5 protein-coding genes are annotated in these 3,430 nt (G+C 71.1%); 2 read left to right on the plus strand and 3 right to left on the minus strand.

Going from position 1 to position 3,430, the window contains the following annotated elements; all coding sequences use genetic code 11:
• Positions 1-213 precede the first annotated feature (213 nt).
• Positions 214-765, plus strand: a complete 552-nt coding sequence (locus G4D87_RS35630) for a hypothetical protein (RefSeq protein WP_163787201.1) — start codon at positions 214-216, stop codon at positions 763-765.
• Positions 766-789: 24 nt separating this feature from the next.
• On the opposite strand, the gene G4D87_RS35635 is transcribed toward G4D87_RS35630, so the two are convergent.
• The gene (locus tag G4D87_RS35635) at positions 790-1,644 is read right to left on the minus strand and encodes an endonuclease/exonuclease/phosphatase family protein (RefSeq protein WP_163787203.1); all 855 of its coding nucleotides are present in this window, start codon (positions 1,642-1,644) and stop codon (positions 790-792) included.
• A gap of 215 nt (positions 1,645-1,859) precedes the next feature.
• On the opposite strand from G4D87_RS35635, the gene G4D87_RS35640 reads away from it, so the two are divergent.
• On the plus strand, positions 1,860-2,141 hold the full coding sequence (locus tag G4D87_RS35640) for a hypothetical protein (protein WP_240358871.1): 282 nt from the start codon (positions 1,860-1,862) through the stop codon (positions 2,139-2,141).
• Positions 2,142-2,179: 38 nt separating this feature from the next.
• On the opposite strand, the gene G4D87_RS35645 is transcribed toward G4D87_RS35640, so the two are convergent.
• Positions 2,180-2,803, minus strand: coding sequence for an MXAN_6652 family MXYO-CTERM-anchored protein (locus G4D87_RS35645; protein ID WP_163787205.1), 624 nt, complete (start codon positions 2,801-2,803; stop codon positions 2,180-2,182).
• A 72-nt stretch (positions 2,804-2,875) separates the two neighbouring features.
• On the minus strand, positions 2,876-3,430 hold a 555-nt coding region (locus G4D87_RS35650; RefSeq protein ID WP_163787207.1), incomplete at its 5' end, for a TetR/AcrR family transcriptional regulator.

The following is a 3,430-nucleotide window of genomic DNA, read 5'->3' on the forward strand; positions in this document are numbered from 1 at the left end:
CTCCCCGAGGACGGCGAGCCTCCCTGCCCGGCCTGTGGCACCGCCGCGCCGCTGCTGGAAGGCGCCTGTAGCGACTGCGGGCTCCAGCTCGATTGAGGGGCGAGCGGACGCGAGCGGTTGTCACATCCCCGCTTCGTCTCATGAAACATTCACAGCACAATGTGCCCCGCAAACCCAGACGCGGGGCGTTCGCGCCCCCGTGAAGGAGCGTGAATGGAAGTCAAAGGCGTCGCCTTCCTGGCCCGGCAGCAGTTGATGGTGCAGACCCACGGGGAGGCGGCCTGGAAGGCGTTCCTCACCGACTTCGCGAAGAAGGAGCCCTTCTTCTCCAAGCCCGTGATGCCGGTGTCGCGCATGCCAGCGGACGCGTTCCTCCGGCTCAACGACGAGCTGCTCGCCCGCTTCTACAACAACGACCAGAGCGCCTGGTGGCGGTTCGGCGTGAAGTCCGCCGAGTACGCGCTGGGCCAGGGTCAGCTCAAGGCGATGTTCAGCCAGGGTGACTTCCGGCGCTTCCTGCTGTTCACCCCCGGCATCTGGAAGGGCTACTTCACCGAGGGCGACCTCAACGTGCAGCCCGGTCAGGGCCACACCGACCTGCACATCACCCACGTTCCCCGGCCGCACCCCTACTTCGAGCTGTCCGTCATGGGCTTCGCCGCCGGCGGACTGACGTACCTGGGCGCGCAGAACCTCGAGCACCAGGTGCTCAAGGGCTTCACGCGCAATGACAACGAAGTGCTGTACCGCTTCAACGTCGGCTGATGCCCGCGCCGGCCCGCGCCTCGTTCAAGGCGCGGTGCCGGTGGCCGTGCGCTCGGCGACCACGGGCACGGCTTCCGGCTTCAACCGCAGGTCCGCCACCACGGGGTAGTGGTCGGACACGTCCACGCGCAGCACCCGGCTGGCCACGGACGTGAAGGCATCACACGCCAGCACGTAGTCGATGCGCAGCGTGGGCAGGAAGAGCGGCAGCGGATACGTGCCTCCCGTAGCGGCGGCGACGTCATGCAGGGCCCGCCGCAGCAGCCGCGTGGAGCGGGAATCCGGCCCGTCGTTGAGGTCCCCCATCAACACCTTGGGCCGCGAGTCCCGCGCCATCAACCCCGCCACGTACGCGCTCTGCCGCACGCGGGTGTCGCTGTTGAAGGGCCGGCGGATGAGGTGCGTGAGGTAGACGCTCACCTCGCGCCCGTCCACCCCCACCACCGCGTGCGCCACCGTGCGAGGCTCCGCGCCGCGCGGCCCCGGCAGCGGGTACTGCGCCAGCGCCTCCAGCGGGAAGCGCGACAGCACGGCGATGCCGTAGGCCCCGCCGTACAAGTCCGTGGTGCGGAAGTGGGCGCGGTACTTCAGGCCGGTGAGGCGGGACAGCTCCTCCGTCTGGTCCATGCCCCGCGCGCGGGTGGACCCCACGTCCACCTCCTGCAAGGCGACGACGTCCGGCACCGCGGCGCGAATCACGTGCGCCACGCGCTCCAACCCACGGGCGCCGGACTGGATGTTGAAGGTCATCACCCGCAGCTCGCCCGGAGCGCGCCGCACGGCGGCGACGGACTCGGTGGAGGCGAGGTGGCCAGGGCCGGTCGCACACGCGAGCGGCCCCATCAGGAACAGGAGGGGGAGGAGGCGGCGAAGGCACATGGTCGGAAGGGGCGCGATGTTAAGTCCCCCCACGCGACCTTGTCGCCTCGCCCACCCCGGCTCGTCCGGGAGACAGCCGGCCGGGCAGGCCATCCGCAGGCAGGGAGCCGAGGCTGTGTCCGCCCTCTATCGGAGGGGCCCGACCCGGGAGCCCGACCGCGTCCGGTCCGGGCCACCCTTCCCCCTGCTCCATCCCGCGCCCAACCTGATGCTTCATGAAAACGACACTGGCATCCAATTCGACTGGCCCGTCCCACTGGCGCGCCTGGGCGCTGACGGCCATTCCCGCCGCCCTGCTGCCCGTGGGCCTCCTGCGCTACCGCGCCCGGCGCCGCGCACGCCGTCCAGCGCCCCTGCGCAGCGCCGTGGGCCTGGGGCTGGTGTCCGTGGCCATCCTGCGGCTGGCGGGCAACTCCCGGCGGAAGCCTCGACGAGTGCCGTCCTTCGCCGCCTTCCTGCCTGACGAGTTCACCGCCTCGGTGGCCTCCGGCCACTGACAGCGCTGTCGCGCCCGGAGGCCTCCTTTCAACGAGGCCTAGCGGCGACGGCGCAGGCGCGTGCCGAGCAGCGCCAGGGCCGCGCCCAGCAGCGGGACACCGCCCGCGGCGGCGCAGCCGCCCTCGTCGTCACCACCGCCGTCGTCGCCGCCGCCAGCCGCCACGGTGACGTTGAGCGTGGTGGCCGCGGAGGCGTCTCCCTGCTCGGTGCCGTTGTCGTTCACCGAGTTGCCCGCGCCGTACAGGGTGACGCTGCCGGGGGTGGACGGCGCCACCAGGGTGAAGTCGAAGCGGGCCGCGCCGCCGGAGAACGCCTGGATGGTTCTGTGGGTGACCTCCCCGCTCAGCTTGATGGAGCCCGTGCCCGGGTTGAGTGTGCCGCCGTTGTCGCTCACCGCCACGTTGTAGCCCGCGCCGGAGGCCGGACCGCCCCGGATGACGAGCGTGTAGTTGCCGGTGGCGCCCGGCGCCAGCGTGGTGGGCCCTTCGATGGTCACCGTGGGCGCGGTGCCGCCGCCGGTGTGGCACGACGCACAGGTGAGGCTCGAACCCTGCTTACCGCTGTGGCTACTGATGCCCGCGGAGTTGGCGAACGCGGAACCGGAGACAAGGCACGCCGACACAACGCCGGCAACTCCGAGAGATGCAAGGTACGACCGCATGAAGCCTCCAAAAAGGAACGACGGGAAGGAGGCCCTCTACATAGCGCGCCCGTCCCCCCCTTCACAGCCACCCTAGCGGCCGCTACTGCGCAGCAATACCGCACAGGCCTCGTCACGAAGCTGAGACAAGGTGAAGCGCATTCCTACACCGGAGTGCTCCAGTCCGGCCCCCAGGGAAAGCACCCCGTGCGCCACGGTCCAGGCCAGGTTGGCCAGCCGACGCGGCTGGAGCCCCGGGGCCAGCCGGCCCGCGCGCGCATCCGCCTGGAGCCGCGCCTCCAGCACGTCATTCAGCTGTCCACTCAGCGCCAGCACCCGCGCCTGGTGGGCCTCGGATTGCCGCCCCGTCAACTGTGGCCACAGGTAGACGACGCGAAAGCCGTCCAGGTCCTCCGCGTACAAGTCCACCCGGGCCCGCACCAGCGCGGCCAGGGCCTCCACGCCGCTGGCCGCGGCTGTCACCGCCGCCTCCAGCACCTTCACCTCGCGCTCCAGCCCCTCCACCGCCAGCGCCCCGACGAGGTCCTCCTTGGAGCGGAAGTAGTAGAAGAGTGAGGGCTTGCTCAGGTCCGCCTCCGCCGCCACGGCCTCCAGCGTCAACCCCAACACCCCGCCCCGCACCAGCAC

Origin of the sequence: Myxococcus vastator (assembly GCF_010894475.1) — a bacterium.
In the GTDB taxonomy this organism is placed as follows: Bacteria; Myxococcota; Myxococcia; order Myxococcales; family Myxococcaceae; genus Myxococcus; species Myxococcus vastator.

Bases quoted from the DNA above. Each gene is read 5' to 3' on its own strand.
- G4D87_RS35645 (WP_163787205.1), bottom strand. From the start codon at position 2,803: ATGCGGTCGTACCTTGCATCTCTCGGAGTTGCCGGCGTTGTGTCGGCG.
- G4D87_RS35640 (WP_240358871.1), top strand. From the start codon at position 1,860: ATGAAAACGACACTGGCATCCAATTCGACTGGCCCGTCCCACTGGCGC.
- G4D87_RS35630 (WP_163787201.1), top strand. From the start codon at position 214: ATGGAAGTCAAAGGCGTCGCCTTCCTGGCCCGGCAGCAGTTGATGGTG.
- G4D87_RS35635 (WP_163787203.1), bottom strand. From the start codon at position 1,644: ATGTGCCTTCGCCGCCTCCTCCCCCTCCTGTTCCTGATGGGGCCGCTC.